Here is a 17274-nt window from a genome sequence, read left to right on the forward strand (position 1 = left end):
CAAATTAAAATAAGGCTAAATTAGGTTCAAAATATATCGGAATTCAAATGTCAACCTTGAAAATTAATATGAATAATATCGACGAAATACAGAAATCTCTAGATTCTAAAACTCTGAGGGTTTGTGTAATTGGAATTGGCCGAATTGGATTACCTACAGCATTATCTTTTGCTAAATCTGGTTTGCAAACCATTGGTGTTGATATCAATGAAAATCTAATTCAAAATATAAAATCCGGTATTTTTCCATTAAAAGATGAACCTGGATATGAAGAAATTTTTAATGATGTTTTAAAGAAAAAAACTTTCTCTGTTACTACAAAAATTGAAGAAGCTGTCCCCAACTCTGATCTGATTCTATTATCTTTGCCTACCCCTATGGATGAAAACAATGTTCCTAATTATTCTGCTTTGACTAGTGTTGGTTCTAAACTTTCAGAACTTTTATCTCCAAATTCATTAGTAATTGTTGAAAGCACTATCGAACCTGGGTTTATTGAAAATGAAATGATTTCATTAATAACAGAATCTAATAGACTTCACGTTGAAGAAAATTTTCTAATAGGTGTATGTCCCGAAAACGCAAATCCTGGTGAAATTTTACATGATTTTACAAATCTTCCAAGATTAGTTGGAGGTATTAATGCAAATGTTACAAAAATAATCAAATTAATTTACAATTTTGTTTTTTCAGTAGACCTTGTTGAAATGCCAAATTGTAAAACTGCAAATGCTGTAAAACTAACTACAAATGTATTTCGTGATATTAACATTGCATTTGTTAGTGAATTGGCATTAATGTTTGAAAAATTAGGTATTGACACAATGAAAGTAATTGAAGCTGCTAAACAAAAATATAATTTCCAACCTCATTACCCAGGTTCAGGTGTCGGAGGACCGTGCTTACCTATAAACTCGTATCAACTTTTGAATTCTGCAAAACGTACTGGTGTAAAATTAAATATTATTGAACAAGGCAGAAAAATAAATGAAAAAATGCCTCAACATGTTGTTGAACTTACCTCTGATGCATTTAACGAATGTAACAAATCTCTAGAAAATAGTAAAATTCTGATCCTTGGTGTTTCTTACAAACCAAATGTAAAAGATATTCAATTATCTCCAGCCAAAGAAATTATTACAGAATTTCAAAACCTAGGTACAACTGTTTATATTTTTGATCCATATTTTTCCTCAGAAGAAGTTTTTGGTTTAAAAGTTGAAAATTCTCTTGAAAACATAATTCCTCAGATTGATGGCGCAGTTCTTGTCACTGGTCATGATGACTTTAAAAAAATAGATCTTTCTATTTTTACAAAAATGAAAAATCCTATCTTAGTAGATACTAGAGGTATTTTTGATCCAATTGTTGCAAAAAAAGAAAAACTCATTTTTCGAGGATTAGGTCGTGGTGACTTTTAATTCTGTATTGGATCCTTCATCAATAGTAAATATCTTAACTCTTAGGTATGATCCCAATATAACCTCCTTACTTCCTACAAAAACATGGTGTGACTTTCAAACAATTAATGAACCTCCAAATATTGATTTAATTGAAAAATTAATTTCTGAACATATATCAAAAAAATTAGAATCCTTAAACCCAAAAAAACTATGTATTGCTCTTAGTGGAGGTGTTGATTCCACATTAATTCTTGCATTAATTCGAAAATACAACCCTGATCTTGAAATCGATGCAATTTCCATAAAATTTGCAAATAGTGTAGATGAAACAAAAAATGCATCAAAAATTGCGGAAAAGTTTGAAGCTAATCATCATGTTGTATTTCTAGAAAATTATCTATCTGAATTGCCAAAAGCTGTATCTCAAATAAAATTACCTTTTTGGGATTTACATTGGTATTATGTTGTAAAAAAATCCCAAACACTTTCAAATATTCTTGCTTCTGGTGATGGTGGAGATGAAATTTTTGGCGGTTATACATTTAGATATGAAAAATTTCTCTCATTAACAAATCCTGAATCTACTCCATTGGAAAAAGTGAAAGCATATTTGTCTTGTCATGAAAGAGATCGTGTACCAGATCAAGAATTTCTTTTTGCACAAAAATCAAATTTTTCTTGGAATTCCATATATGATCTTCTTTTACCATATTTCGATAATTCTTTATCTAGTTTAGAACAGGTTTTTGTTGCAGATTATAATGGAAAATTATTGTACAATTTTAATCCTGTAAATTCAAGAATAGCAAAAAATTTTGATGTTAATGTTATTGCACCTTTGTTAAATGAAAAATTAATTGCTTATGGATTAAAAATCCCGAGCCAATTAAAATATGATCAAATCAACAATATTGGAAAGCTTCCATTACGTAAATTATTGAAAAAAAATGATGCTGAATCATTAATTTCAAAAGAAAAATTGGGTTTTAATGTTAATACGTTAAACTTATGGAAAAATCATGGTAAAGAATTGTGCAAAACATTTTTGCTTGATTCAAGAGTTGTTAAAGATGGTTGGATACAAAAACATTGGATTGAAAAATACATTAACAAAGATGATCTTAATGTAATGTATGTAAATAAATTCTTAGGATTACTTGCATTTGAAATTTGGTATCGTTTATTTATATCAAAAGAATTATCTTCTAACACCACTCTTTGATATTAACATGAAAGAAAATATGACTTTTAGTTGGAAAATAAGAAGTAAACTATCATCATTTTATATATACAAAATTTCTAAACATTTTGAAAAATTTGAAATGATTATAAACATTCTCTTTAATTTTCAAAATCCTTTCCAAACATTAAAAACAATTAAGGCAGGACAATATCCCCTACGTTTAACAAAAAAAAATAAAACTTTTGAAATTAAAAATAAGTTTGAACTATCTCTAATTTTAAAAAATCTTGATCAAAAAATTACTTTTGAAGATGGCTATATGATCATAAAAAATAATTCTAAAAAATTAAAATTCAAACACTATGAAACAATTGAACTTGATATTTTCCTTCAGGACTATTATTCCAAACTTCCTGTAAAAAATAAAATTTTAATAGATGTTGGGGGAAATGTTGGTGATTCTTCTTTACTTTATTCTTCATTGGGTGCAAAAAAAGTGATTATGCTTGAACCACAACCTAAATTTTTTGAATTTGCTATTGAAAATATTAAATCTAATGAATATTCAAATATTCAATTAATTAATGCAGGGTTGTCAAATGCTTCTGGGTATTTTAAAATTAATTATGAAAAAAGTGATAAAACTTTTGCATTTCAAGAAGATGATATACATGGAATACAAATTCCAAAAACTACTTTGGAAGAAATTATTTCAAAAATCCCTGACTCTAATTTGGTTTTAAAATTAGATTGTGAAGGTTGTGAATATGAGGTATTGCTTGATTCTTTGGATGATGTTCTGAAAAAATTTGATTATATCTTATTAGAATTTCATAGTGGATTTCAGAATATATCTAACAGATTAAAAAATCTTGGATTTAATGTAACTATTTTAAATTCAAAATACACTCCAAAAAAACAATATCGTGGGCATTTACTCGCATCAAAATAAATATTAAATTTAGTCCCAATCAAATTCCTTTTCTAAAAGTCTGAACAATTTTTCATTGTATGGTTTAAACAAATTACTCAAAAACTGTCTTGTCTCTACATTCATTTTTTCATAATTTGCAACTTTTCTATGCTGAATATTCTTAATTTCTTCATTTGGTAACCCAAGAAACCCAAAAACTTTTTTCAATGCTTGATGAGGATTCTCTTCCAAATCTTCTGTATTCAAAATTAAAATTTGATCTTTTGAAAATAATGCAAGCCACTTTCTGATTTGATTGTGGTATAATCCTTTAGCTATGTAAGATCTATTTCTTCTAAACTTTTCAATTTTATCACTTTCAAAATCATTATTTTTTTTTAATAATTCAATTTCTTTCTTGATTGCATCTTCAAATGATAGTGATTCATTACCTGACCTCTTTCCTAAATTATAATTTGAATATGCTCTATCAATTGGGTTTCTTAATAAAATGATTAATTTAATTTTAGGAATTTCATTTTTAATTCTTTTACTAGCATCAGTGTCCCAAAAATAGAATGGAGTGTCCTCGCCTGTAATACATATACCCGTTTTTAATTCAATTTTTTTACTTTCTATTTTTGTTGGAAACATAGATTTGTACCAATTAATGCCTAATTCATAATTAGAATCAAAAAATCCTATTTCGTCATAATCTGCTGGTAACACACATGAGTGTTCACAAATATCATAATACAAAGATGTTGTTCCGGACCGTACTGCACCAATAATTATAAAATTGGGAAGAAGTCTAAATGGACTTGAGATATATCTAAAATTTCTTTTAATTAGACCATAGTAACATTTTCGAAAAATTTTACTAATTTGTAAATTATTCATTCTTGACAATTTGTAAATTAATTTCTCCTACAATTGATTATTCATTGGTTTTACGTTAAATGTATTTTTATAATATTTTTACGAAGATTTCTGTTTAATTACTTTTTAATATATGATGCAATATTTTTTATGAATCTTTTTGCAATTACATCCCAACTAAATTCTTCAATAACAAATTCTCTTCCATTACGCCCCATTTTCTTTTTCAAATCATCATCTTTTAATAAAATTGATAATTTCTTAATCAAATCATCCGAATCTCCTTCTTTCACTAGAAATCCTGAAATTTTATCTTTCATCATTTCAGGTATTCCTCCAACATTGGTTGCAATTACTGGTTTCTCCATTAATTGTGCTTCTTTTAGTGTTAGTGGTGCTAAATCCATTCCACTGATTAAAGCATAGATATCTATTTCAGCTAAAAATTCTCTTACTTTGTCTGGATAATCTAATCTTCCTAACCATACGAAGTTTTCAAATTCTTTTAATTCTTCTAAAATTTTCTCTCTATATGGACCATCACCTGCCCAATAGAAAGTCACATTTGGTGTAGATTTTAAAACTTCTTTTAGTGTTAACATTTCTTTTGTTTTCCCCCACCAATTTGCATCTTGAAGTAATCCTACACATGGATGTTTTAATTCTGCTCCTTTCACACTATGCCATCTTTCTTTATCAATTCCTTCAAAAAATACGTGTGTTTTTTGGGAAGGATGATGTTCCTTAATGATATCTACCAAGTATTCACAAATTGGAAATATTGCAGTACATTTTGCAAATATTTTTTCAGAAATTCTATTTCGTAATCCAAGAATAGTTCTATTTTTTAGATCTTTGTAAATTGTTTTTTTAGCCCATTCTTGTTCAGACCAATAATGCCCTCGTAGTAAAACAAATAATGGAATATCTATTTTCAAAGCATCTATTCCAAAATGAGATTGTCGATCAATAAAAATTGCATCAGGTTTGAACTCTTGAATTAATTTTTGAAATTTTTTATCTGGCAACCAATCAGAAATTTTTTTACTTGGAAATCCTTTACTATAATCCGTGTCTTTAACTAATTTACATTCAACCCCCAATTTTTCAAGTGCTTCAGAAAATTCAGTTAAATGAAATAACTTTCCTTTACTTCCATATGCAATAAGTAATTTCACAATAAAATTATTTTTTTTTAATATTTAATTCCTTGATTTTTATTAATTTTGTATAATTCTAGTCAAATAGATATATGTGTTGAATCTCAATAAAATCGATGGATGAACGAGATATTGGATTTCGTGCCTGGTTTTATTTTAGAAATGGATGGAGTATCTATTTTGCATTCATCTTTGCAGCCATTAACACCTTAACAGTAACATTTTATCTTGCAATTGAAAGAATGCCATTTCTTCAAACTATTTTTCCTACTTTTTTGCATTATATTCTAATTGTGGGCGGAATAGGGGTGCCATTGCTCATTTTAATTGGATTTGTTCATTGGAAAAGATCTTCTGCAAGAAAAGCAGAAATAGACATAGGTTATGAAACTGATCCCTATAAAGCAAGAACTCTTGTTAATACTGAAATTTTATTGAAAATCAATTTACAGTTGACATCATTATTGATAAAATTTACAAATAATATGAAATTAAATGAAGAAGAATTAAAACAAATAAAAACATTACAAGATGAATTAACTGATTTTCTTGAAAAAAGAACATTATCTAATAAATTGGATTTAAAATATATCAAAACAGAAACGGAAGAAAAATCCTCCAATGACTAAAAAAAAATATTTGTTATTTAGTTTAGTGATTTTATCTGTATTCTTGTATGGATTGTCTGTTGGTCATTATGAAATTTTCCCATTTGAATTGATTAGTACTGCAAAGTTTACATTAACTGACACATTTCCACCAGAAAGAATTGATAGACATCAAATATATCAAGAACTAACAGAAATAGATTCTCTTATCGACATTAATTCTAAAGATGATATTGAAACGAAAAGAATTGATCTACAGAACTATATCTGGCCTAATGGCGATCTGCCCGAAAATAAGTTCCCAACATATCACTCAATCAATATAAATGATAATTTATTTTCTGATATTGAATCCCTTTCACAAATTGATTCTTTTATTGTAGAAATGGAATATGGTATGACCTCTACATCTTATCTATTCTTACCAAAAACAACAAACAATCAATTAATTATTTTACATCAAGGTCATGATAAAAGTTCGTTAAGAGGACCTGATAGTCATTCTTTTGAACAAGATAAAGAAATCATTCAAAAATTCTTAGAAAAAAATTTTTCAGTTTTGATTTTTTCGATGCCTGGTAAAGGAATGAATAATGAACCTGTAGTTGAAGTACCCAAATTAGGTAAAATAAAACTAAATTCACACAATCATTTTAGATTAATTGATAATGATAACCTGCATTCGATAAAATTTTTTATTGAACCCGTAATGATTACATTAAATCAAATAGATCGAGACTATATTTTTGAATCATTTAATATGATTGGTTTGTCTGGTGGTGGTTGGTCCACAGTAGTAATTTCAGCTTTGGATGATAGAATTAAAAAAAGTTATTCAATTGCTGGTTCTTTTCCAATTTGGATGCGTTCTAGTCCTTCTGATCTTGGTGATTATGAACAAAACATTCCTGAATTTTATAAAATTGCAAACTATGAAGAATTATACATTATGAGTGCATATGGTGAAAAAAACAAGTTAGTTTTAATCTATAATGAGTTTGATCCATGTTGTTTTCCAGGTAGTTTATACAAACAATTCCCATTTGAAAGTATTATTCAAGAAAGAATCAAATCTTTAGGTAAAGGTGAATTTAGTGTGATAATAGATATTGATCAAAATAAACACATTATTTCTGATTTCAGCTTAAATCAAATTTTCTCCTCATTAAGTTCTAAATAATAATTTTTTAGCCATATTTTTTATTCTCTTTCTTACCAAATTTTGTGATTCGTGTCGAAAGTTTTTCCAAATATATTCAAAATTATTTTTTATTTGTTCAATTTCACAATCTTTGTTTTGTATGATGATATATTCAGGCAATTTAAAAAAACTTTTTTCAGTAAAATTTGCTGAACCTGTAATTGCTATCTTGTTGTCAATAATGTAAATTTTTGCATGTATCAATGCAGCTTGTTTAAAATTTATTACTTTAAGTTCAATACTCTCATTATGTTTTTTTGAAGATTTTTCTTGTAAAATGCTAATTGCCTGTTTTTCATCTTCAAAATATGGCTCACTTGTAATTATCTTAACTTTTATTCCTTTTTTTAATGAAAAAATCATTTTTTTTGCAAAATCTGGGGAAATCATTGGTGTAGAAATTAAAATTTCATTTTCAGCATTCAATAATTTCTCTTCTATAATTTTTCCAATCCCAATTCCTACATGAGTTTCCAATTTTAACAACACAAGTCCCAAAGTTTTTTGTAATCTTCTTTTATTGTCTCGATTTCTTCTTTATTTCTAAACAATTGAATAAATTCTACAAAGTTATAAAATCCATTTTTTGTAAGATTTGCAGAACCCACTATGGCACAATTATTATCTATTATGTAGATCTTTGGATGAATTATTTCTATTTTTTGAGTTTCAACAATTTTATAATCTAAAAACTGTTGATTTTTTTTATCTCTTAACAATTGTAATGCCAATTTATTGGTTTCATGTGAATCTGATCCTCCATTTTCACTAGTAAGGATTTTTGTTTTAATTCCTTTTTGAGACTGTTCAAAAATTTTTTCTCCAATAAAAAGAGAAATGCCTGGACTTGAAATTAATAATGATTCTTTTGCAGATAAAATTTCAGCTTCAATAAATTTTCCTAAATTTTTTCCAACATGGGTTTCCATAATACCATTTAAAATTTTCCTCCTATAAAAAGAAAAAATTTTTTAGACATTAAAATAATTATTGATTATAGTTTGATTTACTTAAAACAAGATTAAAAAATTGCACTTCTCATAATTATTATTTTTTTTAGAACTTTTTATTTTAAAAATAATTTAGGAATAATCCCATTCATGATTATGATAAATTTTTTCCACGTAGTTCACTTTTTTGAATTCTTTAATTGTTTTTTCGATATTCATTTTTGGTTTCCAATTCAATTTCTCTTTGATTTTATTATTATTAACATGATAACTTCTATTATCTTCTTTTTGTGAAATGATCTTTAAATTATTTGTAATTTGTTTTGCTACGTCTAATAATTGATGATTTTCTCCAACAATGTTCATGATTTCTTTCTTAATTGGTTTTTCAGCTGCCAAAATCAAAGCATTTGCTGCATCTTTAGCATGAATGAAGGGTCTCCATTGCTTTCCCCCAAAAATCTCAATTGATTCATCCCATAACATTTTTTCAATAATTCTATTAATTATTATGTCAAACCTCATTCTTGGTGACCATCCATAAACTGTACCTAACCTAAAAATTATGTAATTTTGAAGATTCTCTTGTATGTATTGCTCTGAGTTTAATTTACTTCTACTATAATCATCAACTGGGTTTGGATTGGTTTCTTCATTACAAATTTCAGTATTAAACCCATACACTGAACACGTACTCATAAAAATTAACTTCTTATCATATTTCTTTGCTAAATCTATAATTTTTTCAGTTGCATTTTGATTAATTTCCCAAGATGCTTTTGGATTTTTTTGAAATGATGCTTCACCTACAATTCCTGCAAGGTGAATTATTACATCTGACTTTTTAATTAAATCGTCAACAACGCTCTCGTTTCTAATATCTTCTTTAACAAAAATTATTTTTTTTTGAAAATTTACTTGTGTATTGCCCACTATACAACTATCCAAAATTGTTATTTTCCAATTTTCTGGTGCTAAATTAACTAAAATACTTCCAATGTATCCTGCACCTCCAGTAATTAACACATTTTTTTCAGTCAAAATATGATTCTACTTCATATGTGCCTCTTTTTAATTTATTATATTTCATTTTTATAGAATTCAAAATCATTATAACCACTTTATCTTCCTAAACACACATGACAAAAATTCAACATTGCAGACTATGTAATTCTGACAATTTTGAGATCTTTCTAAAATTAGGAACCATGCCTTTAGCTGGAAATTTTCTAAAAGAGGAGGATGTTGGTAAAGAAGACTCTTATCCTTTAGATGTATGTTTTTGTAAAAATTGTGCTTCTGTTCAAGTAGTTGAAATGATTCCGAGAGACACCTTCTTCAGAGATTACCGTTATTTATCATCTGTAGCTGCAAAAAGTGTACTTGAACATTTTCAAACATATGCATCTGAAATAAAGGAGCGATTTTTGCCAGATAATGGATTTGTAGTAGAAGTTGCATGTAATGATGGAATTCTTTTAGAACCACTAAAAAATTTGGGATTAAATGTTTTAGGTGTAGATCCTGCTAAAAATGTTGTAAAAATTACAAAAGATAAAGGTCTTGATGTAATTGATGATTATTTTGGATTCAATTTATCTGAAAAAATTCTAGAAAAATATGAAAAGGCTGATGTAATTGTAGGTAATGCTGTTTTTGCACATGTTGATAATTTAGATGATATTCTTTTAGGTGTAAAAAATCTCTTAAAAGAAAATGGTGTTTTTATTTTTGAAGTAAATTATCTAGGTGATATGATTGATGAGTTACAATATGATGTGATCTATCACGAACATACAATGTATCATTCTGTCTTAGCATTAAAAAAATTCTTAGAACGATATGGCATGAAAATTTTTGATGTTAAACACTTAGACATTAGAGGAGGCACTATCAGAATTTATTCTTCTTTTAATAATGCTAATTTTGATATTTCAAAAAATGTAGAATATCTCATAAATTCTGAACTTAAAAAAGGATATGATAAACTAGAAACTTTCAAAAATTTTGCAAAGAAATGTGAAGAACACAAATCTCAAATGCTAAATTTGTTATGTGATTTGAAAAAACAAGAAAAAACAATTATTGGTTATGGTATGTCGGGACGAGGTAATACAATGTTAAATTATTGGAAAGTTGGCATTGATATTCTTGATTTTGGTGTTGATGCATCTCCTGAAAGATATGGTCGATTTGTACCTGGAATGCATATTCCTATCAAATCTCCTAGACCACTTATTGATGTTGATTATGTTTTATTACTTGCTTGGATTTTTGCTGATGATATTATTGAAAAAGAACACGAGTTTGTTAAAAATGGGGGAAAATTCATTATTCCATTCCCAACACCACATTTTAGTCCTTAAATGAAAATTTATTGATACTGTTTAACTATTTTCTTTAATTGCACATCGCATTAATTCGACAAGAGATTCTACTGCTTTATCATTATTTAGATTCTTCATAACAAACTCTCTTCCGTTATCAGCAATTTTCTTCCATTTAGGATCTTCTATATTTTCTAAAAATTCTTGAAATTTTTGTTTATAATTTCTTTCATTTATAAAAACTGCATTTTCTTGATCTTTAAAGCCAAAACTATCTGCATCATTTTTTTCATTAACCTCTAGAAATGTCATGCATCCTGCAGCAGGAATTTCCCACATTTTAGCAACTGTTGTTACAGTACATGCTGCAATTGATGCTTGATATTGTTCTAGCAAGAGAGGAAATTTATCCCCAACAAATTCATTTTGAAGAGTTGGAAAATAATCGACATAGGGTAAACCATTTACAATTGTTCTAAGATGATATACACGATATGCATTCCATCTTGGTTTTCTAATATCATTAATTATTTTTGATAGTGGTTTTGAATTTCCTATTGCACCTGAATTCAAAATTTTATTTTTTATTCTTTCGTCAAATGGCTCTACATTTTTGTATAATGATGGCTCTAATCCGTAAATTATTGATTTGTATTTATAATTTTTTGGTAAAATACTGTGAAAGAAAGATTTTGGCCAAAAATGAAAATAATAATCTACTTTCCATTTCTTATGGTATTCTTTAGTAATTTTTGTTTCTCTTGGATCAGCACATCTGGTAATAACCGGAATCTTTGATTTTCTTATACCAATCAAGTCTGGTGTTCCAAATTCATTATTTTGCCACAACAGAATGATGTCAAATTTATTTTCCAATTTTGAAATGTCAAATTTTTTGTCTTCAGGAAAATATGTTACCTCCATTTCATTATTACGAGGTAATGCTTTAATGAAAAAATTGTAGTAAACATTATCAAAATGCTTACCTGTCATGAAAATATTTGAAGGCTTGTAGATGAATGCAACTTTAATTTTATCCATAATATTCAAATCAAAATGTTCTCTATTATGACTTTTTAGAAATAAGGTTAAAATTTATCATAATGTATTTCTGTGTGTGTATTTGAAATCTCAAAAATCTTCTTATAAAAGATTTTATAGATTATTTATAAAAAGACATTTCTTTGGAATTACCAGTCCATTAAGAGTTCTTCCTGATTTTTTTGTAATTGGTGCTGGAAGAACTGGAACAACTTCTTTGTATCATTATCTAGATCAACATCCTTCATTGTCAAAATCAGCTTATGACGAATTAGGTTTCTTTGATGTAAATTTTCATTTAGGATTGAATTGGTATCGTTCCTTATTCCCATCTGTCTTTACAAAATTTAGAATAAAATTAAAAACAGATTTTTTTATGACCTATGATGTTACCCCTTCATATGTGCGTAGACCTTGGATTGCAAAAAGAATAAAAAAATTATTTCCTAAATCCAAATTAATAATAGTTCTCAGAAATCCTGTTGATAGAACTTATTCCCATTATCATCTACATAGAAAATTTGGAGAAACTAGAACTTTTGAAGAATTTATTAAAAATGAAATAGATGATGTTTCAAAATGGGATGTTGAGTTAAAAGATGATAATTATTTTGCTACCAAAGTTGAAAATTCTAGCTTGGCAAGAGCATTCTATGCTGAACAACTTCCAATATGGTTTGAACAATTTTCAAAAAATCAAATATTAATAATTTCAAGTGAAAATTTAGCATCTAATACAAGAAAAACAATGAATGAAATTTTTAGCTTTTTAAATTTACCTGAATATGATGTCCCAAACATAGAAAAAGTTAATGTATCAAAAAAATCTAAAATGAATTCTAAAACACGAGAAATACTACTTGAATTCTTCAAACCATATAATGAACAACTTTATGATTTTTTGAACAAAAAATTTGACTGGGAAAAATAATTTTCTGAAACGTTTTAAAATTAAATATGGCAAAAATATATCTCAAGTATGTTAATTATATCTCAAAATCTTTCTAATTCTGATTTTAAAATTCCAGATAATGCCATTTATAGAATTAATTTGGCGTGGGTCAATAGTTTAAATGAACTTTCTGACCTATTATCAAAACATTCCATACACAAAATATTCATCGATTTGCCTATAGGACGAACCAAGCCTCCACACAATTCCTATACATTTGATGAATTAATACCAATTTTAGAAAAAAATCTAAATGTTAAATATTTGGCAATTTCTAATGTTAACTCTTCAAATGATGTAGAGAAGTTTATCTCATCAGTTCCAAAACATGTGGAGATTGTTCCAAAAATTGAAAATCCTGATGGTGTCGCAAACATTAGTAATATTGTTAGTTGTATGCCTTATTCAAATAAGACAATCATGTTAGATCATGATGATCTTTTTTCATCTCTAACTAAAAAGGGTGAATCTCCATCAAAATTTAAAGAATATATCAACTCATTACAAAATTATTGTTTTGAAAACAATGTAACATTATTACGAACAATTGGCGTGGTTTTTAGTGATATGGAAAAACGTGAAACTCAATATATGAAATAATTTACTATTTCCATCCAACCCTCTATCCGTAAATGTATTTTTTATTCTATGGAAATAATATTCTGTCAAATTTTTCTTAATTGTTAATCCATAAATTATTTTATTTTTTAAATCTCATTTTTCCTTTGATAACTTCTTTAAAGAATTTTCTTTGGTTTCAAAATATACTTCATAATTTATTTCAAAGACTTTTATTTTATATTTACTGTATTCACTTTCATCATTAATTTTTTTAAGATATGAGAATTTGTTTTCATTCAAATAAATTTCAGAAAATAAATTATTTGAATTATCTTTTGAAATGATCAAATGTGTTAATCCATTCTCTTTTCCTATGTTAATTAATTCTTCAATAGAATTAAATCCATCAATAGGCACTGTTTTGACTGTTGCGGGTATACTAGTTCTTAATGACTCTCCTTTTTCTCTATTCATAGCAAAAAATTTTAACTCTTCAATAGTTTTAGGCAAATTAGTAGGTTCTAAAAAAATACTCTGAGGATAAAACGCATTTGCTGTTATTGGTTTTTCATTGAGTGATTCTAACATTTTGATTGCTTCTAAATCATATTCCACGTCATAATTAAAGATCAAAAATAAGCTAGACAAAATAATTATAATAATTAATGGAATAAAAATTGGAATTCTATATTTCTCTTCCAATTTTTTTACAGTAACAATTGCCCAAATTGAAAAAAGTGGATATAATGGTAGTAAATATCTTGTATCTTGTAACGGAATTGCATACGCATAAAAAATTGGTATTGATAAAAACAGCCCTGATAAAATTAGAGAAATTTTGTTAAAATCTATTTTTTTGAGAAACAAAATGAAGCCTATTGGAACAAAAATTATAAAATTAGGTATGAGAACCCATCCAAGATATTTTGGAAAATTTTCTATTCCTTTCAAAATAAATGGAATCCCGGAATCCCCTTTCGTTATTTGTGGATCTTGAGAATGATATGTAGCAGTATGTTCAATTCTATCAAATAATAAATCATTTCCATGAATACTTTCTTGATAATTTAAAAATGGAAATAATATTCCAAAGAAAATTACTAAACAAAGTAAATATTTTAAATTTTTAATTCCTTTTTTTCTATTTCTAATAAAAAATAATACTGTCATTGCTAAAAATAAAAACACACCTTCTGGTCTTACTGTAGTTGCAAGACCTACAGTTAAAAATGAAATATATGTAAAAATTTCTTTAGTTTTTAAAAATAATACTAAAGATGTTGCTAATAATAATACAAATAAAGGATCTGAACTCCCTAATGATGAATTTATTCCGACTCTTGGATCAAACACAAAAATTCCTGCAGCTATCACCCCATATTTTTCTGGAACAAAAAATTTTGTTAAAAAAAATATTGGAATAGATATTAACGAAAATATTGTAATAGAAACAATTTTCTGAATTTCCATAAAAACGAATGTTTCATTTGATGGAATTACATTGAAAATGATTGAAAGAAAAAAAGGCCAACCAATTTTTGATGGAGAATAATTTGGAATTTCTTCTGTAATTTTTATGTCCATTGCAAAAAAATAGTAGTTTAATCCGTCTAGAATAACAGGGATTTCTAAAGGAAAAAATATTAGTTTAAAAATTATTGAACCAATAATGATAAAAATTAAACCAAAAACTGGTTTTTTAAAAAATTGAATATTGTTTTTTTGTAGAATTTCATTCAATGTATAATTCTTTTAATTTTATACATATTAAAAGTAATAATAAAAAAATTCATTTAGATATTTTTATAAAATTTTTTGATACTTGCTAGAAAAATTGTGTAAGATATTTGACTTAGCAGAAATGATACTGCAAGACCTAAAGCACCAATGGTTGAGCCTAGAATGAAAATTCCTATAATCAAAACAACAATTGATATCGCATATCCTATTACAATTGGTTTACTATTTTCTTTACTCAAAAAAGTTGAAATAAACATGTTTGAAATTGTTGCAGGAATAACTGCTAGGCTTAGAATTGGGATCAAATCTACAACATTTTCATATTTTGGAAAGAAATACGGTAAAACTTCTGGAGCCACAAAGAATCCTAGACCTGCAAATACCACTGATAATGAAATAGTATATTTTTTGATTTTTTTCATTGATTCCCCACTAGCTTCTTCAGAAATCACAAAATTAGTTATAATACCTGGAATAATTGCTAGTATTCCAAAAACCTGTAGTCCTAAATGATAGTTTCCTAACAATGAAAAACCAAACAGAGGAGCAATCATAATATGGGCTATGTTTCCTTTGAACGCTTTTGTTAAATCTCTGATGTAGATATTTATTATAAATGTCATTTTTTCTTTTAGTAGTTTAAAATCTAGTTTGTTATTTTTGATATTTTCATAGAATACTTTTATCATTACAAAAAATGATAATCCTATGCCAAGAAGTATTCCTGCTTCACCCATTATGAAATAAAAGCCAATAGCTAGAATAAATTGAAGAACTTTCTGCAAAAGAAAAACTTTTGAATATGTTCCATAACTTTTTCTTCCTAATAATTCTGATATCGTTAAATTATAAATTACACTTCCAATAACAAAAATTCCTATTTCAAGATTTTGTAAAAAGATGTAAAGAATTACAGCAGAGAAGATACTTGAAAAAAATGAAATGATAAATATTGTTCCTTGAAGTTGAATTTTTTTTGCAGAGAAAACTATGATTGATTGTGGTCCTCCAATTAAACAAACACTTGTCACAATACCTGCAATTGCAATCAAATAACTCAATTCACCATATTTTTCTGATTGAAGAAATCCAGCTAAAATAAACCAGAGTCCTGCAGAAACAACATATCCTCCAATGTTGGCTACACCAATTTTTGAAAGATTCTGAATTTTTGATGATTTAAATCCCCAATTCATAATCTATTGTTCACTTATACATTTAATCACTTTATCTTGCTGTTTCTGTGAAATTTGTGGATATAATGGCAATGATAAAATTTCTTCATAGATTTGAGAGGAATTTGATAGATTCTTTGAATTTTTATATTTTTTAAAAATGGAAAATTTGTGTAGAGGTTTGTAATGAACAGTTGTCCTAATTTTATTTTTTAATAATTTTTTATATAATTGATTTCTTGTAATCCTGTATTCTGGAGTAATTCTTATCACATACAAATGACATGAATCGTTACTAGAAATGGATGGTGTTTTTATTCCTTTTACTTTCTGTAGATGTTGATTGTAATATTTACAAGCATTTCGTCTAAGTTGATTTAGTTTTTTTATTCTTCGTAACTGGCTAGAACCTAATGCAGATCTAATTTCATCTAATCTGAAATTGTAACCAGGCTCTGTTATATCGTAATCCCATGGGTTACCACTGTTATATCTTTGCGAAAGGGATTTTGTCATGGAATGATTTCTAAGAGATTTGACATTGTCAAAAATTTTTTTTGAATTTGTAATAACCATTCCTCCTTCAACTGTGGTAATATTTTTTGTGGGGTAAAAGCTAAAACAACCTATATCTCCAAATGTTCCTACATGTTTACTGCAAAAATGTGTTCCAATTGCATGAGCACAATCTTCAATTACATAAAGATTATTTGATTTAGCAATTTTCATAATTTCTTTCATATTACATGCTCTACCTGCAAAATGTACAACAATAATGGCTTTAGTTTTACTAGTGATTTTTTTCTTAATTGACTCCACTGAAATATTCAAAGAATCCTTTTCAACATCTACTAGAACGGGAATTCCACCATTATTCAAAATTGAACTAGCTGTGGCAATAAAAGTCAAATCTGGGATTAACACTTCATCATCTTTGCTAATTTTAAGTGTCCTAAGAGCCAATTGTAATGCAGCTGTGGCATTAGACACTCCAATAGCATATTTAGTATCTGTAAATTTAGCAAATTTTTTTTCAAATTTTTCTAATTCAGGACCTAATGTTAACAAAGTAGAATTCAATACTTTTTTGACAACTTCTTTATCTTCTTTAGTAACCAACGGAACAAAAAATGGAATATCCATTGAATTATCAAAAGATCTTTTTTGATTAGACATTTTCT

At 27.0% G+C, this 17274-nt stretch carries 17 protein-coding genes; 8 read left to right on the top strand and 9 right to left on the bottom strand.

The genetic code is table 11. The annotated features are described in order from the left end of the window. Positions 1-68: 68 nt before the first annotated feature. Genes ACQY2P_RS08465 through ACQY2P_RS08475 form a run of 3 tightly spaced genes read left to right on the top strand, consistent with a single transcriptional unit; the run spans position 69 to position 3538 of the window. Positions 69-1421: a nucleotide sugar dehydrogenase gene (locus ACQY2P_RS08465; RefSeq protein WP_428326191.1), complete on the top strand. Its 1353-nt coding sequence runs from the start codon at positions 69-71 to the stop codon at positions 1419-1421. Beyond that, entirely contained in the window at positions 1411-2625 is a 1215-nt protein-coding gene (locus ACQY2P_RS08470; RefSeq protein ID WP_428326192.1) for an asparagine synthase-related protein, read from the top strand. Before ACQY2P_RS08465 ends, ACQY2P_RS08470 begins: the two co-directional genes overlap by 11 nt. Before the next feature lie 7 nt (positions 2626-2632). Then, positions 2633-3538 carry an FkbM family methyltransferase gene (locus tag ACQY2P_RS08475; protein ID WP_428326193.1) on the top strand — a complete coding sequence of 302 codons (906 nt, stop codon included), beginning with the start codon at positions 2633-2635 and terminating at the stop codon, positions 3536-3538. A 9-nt stretch (positions 3539-3547) separates the two neighbouring features. Here the strand turns inward: ACQY2P_RS08475 and ACQY2P_RS08480 are convergent, their stop codons facing one another. Both ACQY2P_RS08480 and ACQY2P_RS08485 read right to left on the bottom strand, forming a co-directional pair. After that, positions 3548-4399 carry a sulfotransferase domain-containing protein gene (locus ACQY2P_RS08480; protein ID WP_428327287.1) on the bottom strand — a complete coding sequence of 284 codons (852 nt, stop codon included), beginning with the start codon at positions 4397-4399 and terminating at the stop codon, positions 3548-3550. Positions 4400-4497: 98 nt separating this feature from the next. Then, positions 4498-5556, bottom strand: a complete 1059-nt coding sequence (locus ACQY2P_RS08485; protein WP_428326194.1) for a glycosyltransferase family 4 protein — start codon at positions 5554-5556, stop codon at positions 4498-4500. Positions 5557-5654: 98 nt separating this feature from the next. Between ACQY2P_RS08485 and ACQY2P_RS08490 the strand changes: the two genes are divergently transcribed. Beyond that, positions 5655-6167, top strand: a complete 513-nt coding sequence (locus ACQY2P_RS08490; RefSeq protein WP_428326195.1) for a hypothetical protein — start codon at positions 5655-5657, stop codon at positions 6165-6167. Between the two features lie 25 nt (positions 6168-6192). Further along, complete coding sequence (locus ACQY2P_RS08495; protein WP_428326196.1) at positions 6193-7326, top strand: hypothetical protein; 1134 nt, start codon at positions 6193-6195, stop codon at positions 7324-7326. On the opposite strand, the gene ACQY2P_RS08500 is transcribed toward ACQY2P_RS08495, so the two are convergent. From ACQY2P_RS08500 to ACQY2P_RS08510, 3 genes are all read right to left on the bottom strand, one after another. Then, positions 7312-7824: a phospholipase D family protein gene (locus ACQY2P_RS08500; protein WP_428326197.1), complete on the bottom strand. Its 513-nt coding sequence runs from the start codon at positions 7822-7824 to the stop codon at positions 7312-7314. The genes ACQY2P_RS08495 and ACQY2P_RS08500 overlap by 15 nt on opposite strands. Positions 7825-7826: 2 nt before the next feature. Further along, positions 7827-8276 carry a phospholipase D family protein gene (locus ACQY2P_RS08505; protein ID WP_428326198.1) on the bottom strand — a complete coding sequence of 150 codons (450 nt, stop codon included), beginning with the start codon at positions 8274-8276 and terminating at the stop codon, positions 7827-7829. 153 nt (positions 8277-8429) lie between these two features. Continuing rightward, the gene (locus ACQY2P_RS08510) at positions 8430-9338 is read right to left on the bottom strand and encodes an NAD-dependent epimerase/dehydratase family protein (RefSeq protein WP_428326199.1); all 909 of its coding nucleotides are present in this window, start codon (positions 9336-9338) and stop codon (positions 8430-8432) included. A gap of 98 nt (positions 9339-9436) precedes the next feature. Here ACQY2P_RS08510 and ACQY2P_RS08515 point away from each other — a divergent pair, with 98 nt between their 5' ends. Beyond that, positions 9437-10663: a methyltransferase domain-containing protein gene (locus tag ACQY2P_RS08515; protein ID WP_428326200.1), complete on the top strand. Its 1227-nt coding sequence runs from the start codon at positions 9437-9439 to the stop codon at positions 10661-10663. A 21-nt stretch (positions 10664-10684) separates the two neighbouring features. On the opposite strand, the gene ACQY2P_RS08520 is transcribed toward ACQY2P_RS08515, so the two are convergent. After that, entirely contained in the window at positions 10685-11665 is a 981-nt protein-coding gene (locus ACQY2P_RS08520; RefSeq protein WP_428326201.1) for a hypothetical protein, read from the bottom strand. Positions 11666-11741: 76 nt separating this feature from the next. Here ACQY2P_RS08520 and ACQY2P_RS08525 point away from each other — a divergent pair, with 76 nt between their 5' ends. Together ACQY2P_RS08525 and ACQY2P_RS08530 are read left to right on the top strand one after the other, a co-directional pair. Further along, a complete protein-coding gene (locus ACQY2P_RS08525; protein ID WP_428326202.1) occupies positions 11742-12596 on the top strand; it encodes a sulfotransferase family protein in 855 nt (284 codons plus the stop codon). A gap of 48 nt (positions 12597-12644) precedes the next feature. Further along, positions 12645-13217 carry a hypothetical protein gene (locus ACQY2P_RS08530; RefSeq protein ID WP_428326203.1) on the top strand — a complete coding sequence of 191 codons (573 nt, stop codon included), beginning with the start codon at positions 12645-12647 and terminating at the stop codon, positions 13215-13217. Positions 13218-13331: 114 nt separating this feature from the next. On the opposite strand, the gene ACQY2P_RS08535 is transcribed toward ACQY2P_RS08530, so the two are convergent. Genes ACQY2P_RS08535 through ACQY2P_RS08545 form a run of 3 tightly spaced genes read right to left on the bottom strand, consistent with a single transcriptional unit; the run spans position 13332 to position 17269 of the window. After that, positions 13332-14918: an ArnT family glycosyltransferase gene (locus tag ACQY2P_RS08535; RefSeq protein ID WP_428326204.1), complete on the bottom strand. Its 1587-nt coding sequence runs from the start codon at positions 14916-14918 to the stop codon at positions 13332-13334. Between the two features lie 53 nt (positions 14919-14971). Continuing rightward, on the bottom strand, positions 14972-16114 hold the full coding sequence (locus ACQY2P_RS08540; RefSeq protein ID WP_428326205.1) for a lipopolysaccharide biosynthesis protein: 1143 nt from the start codon (positions 16112-16114) through the stop codon (positions 14972-14974). 3 nt (positions 16115-16117) lie between these two features. Further along, the gene (locus tag ACQY2P_RS08545) at positions 16118-17269 is read right to left on the bottom strand and encodes a DegT/DnrJ/EryC1/StrS family aminotransferase (protein ID WP_428326206.1); all 1152 of its coding nucleotides are present in this window, start codon (positions 17267-17269) and stop codon (positions 16118-16120) included. Positions 17270-17274: the final 5 nt, after the last annotated feature.

This window comes from Candidatus Nitrosopumilus sp. (genome assembly GCF_965262695.1).
Taxonomy (GTDB): domain Archaea; phylum Thermoproteota; class Nitrososphaeria; order Nitrososphaerales; family Nitrosopumilaceae; genus Nitrosopumilus.

Excerpts from the sequence above, each read along its gene's own strand:
- ACQY2P_RS08465 (WP_428326191.1), top strand. The coding sequence starts at position 69 with ATGAATAATATCGACGAAATACAGAAATCTCTAGATTCTAAAACTCTG.
- ACQY2P_RS08475 (WP_428326193.1), top strand. The coding sequence starts at position 2,633 with ATGAAAGAAAATATGACTTTTAGTTGGAAAATAAGAAGTAAACTATCA.
- ACQY2P_RS08480 (WP_428327287.1), bottom strand. The coding sequence starts at position 4,399 with ATGAATAATTTACAAATTAGTAAAATTTTTCGAAAATGTTACTATGGT.
- ACQY2P_RS08490 (WP_428326195.1), top strand. The coding sequence starts at position 5,655 with ATGGATGAACGAGATATTGGATTTCGTGCCTGGTTTTATTTTAGAAAT.
- ACQY2P_RS08505 (WP_428326198.1), bottom strand. The coding sequence starts at position 8,276 with ATGGAAACCCATGTTGGAAAAAATTTAGGAAAATTTATTGAAGCTGAA.
- ACQY2P_RS08515 (WP_428326200.1), top strand. The coding sequence starts at position 9,437 with ATGACAAAAATTCAACATTGCAGACTATGTAATTCTGACAATTTTGAG.
- ACQY2P_RS08520 (WP_428326201.1), bottom strand. The coding sequence starts at position 11,665 with ATGGATAAAATTAAAGTTGCATTCATCTACAAGCCTTCAAATATTTTC.
- ACQY2P_RS08530 (WP_428326203.1), top strand. The coding sequence starts at position 12,645 with ATGTTAATTATATCTCAAAATCTTTCTAATTCTGATTTTAAAATTCCA.
- ACQY2P_RS08540 (WP_428326205.1), bottom strand. The coding sequence starts at position 16,114 with ATGAATTGGGGATTTAAATCATCAAAAATTCAGAATCTTTCAAAAATT.
- ACQY2P_RS08545 (WP_428326206.1), bottom strand. The coding sequence starts at position 17,269 with ATGTCTAATCAAAAAAGATCTTTTGATAATTCAATGGATATTCCATTT.